Annotated in this window: 1 protein-coding gene; it reads left to right on the forward strand. The window is 46.5% G+C overall.

What is annotated here, in order from left to right; all coding sequences use genetic code 11:
• A partial coding sequence (locus ACLU9Q_RS05370; RefSeq protein WP_412624712.1) for a hypothetical protein occupies window positions 1–490 on the forward strand: 490 nt, incomplete at both ends.

The raw sequence follows: 490 nt of genomic DNA on the forward strand, positions 1-490 counted from the left end.
TACGTAGACAATGGAAACGGAACCCATGCAACAATCTGTGCAGACTGTGATACAGTGGTGACGGAAGCAACAGAGTGTGTATACACAGATGGTAAATGCATCTGTGGAGCAGAAGAAGACAGCTGCGACCACATGGGCAACAATTGGAAGTATGTAGACAATGGAAACGGAACCCATAAAGTAATTTGCGAAGACTGTGAAGCAGTAGTAACTGCAGCAGCAGATTGTGTATACGTAAATGGTAAATGCGGACCGTGCGGACATAAAGAGCCGGGCTGCGACCACATGAAGAATAATTGGGAGTACGTAGACAATGGAAACGGAACCCACAAAGTAATCTGCAAAGATTGTAACGAGGTAGTAACTGCAGCAGCAGAGTGTGTATACACAGATGGCAAGTGCATCTGCGGAGCAGCAGAGTGCAACCATATGGGCAACCACTGGACATACACAGACAATGGAAACGGAACGCATAAAGTAACCTGCACAG

The sequence above is a fragment of the Marvinbryantia sp. genome, assembly GCF_047017445.1.
Classification (GTDB): Bacteria; Bacillota; Clostridia; order Lachnospirales; family Lachnospiraceae; genus Marvinbryantia.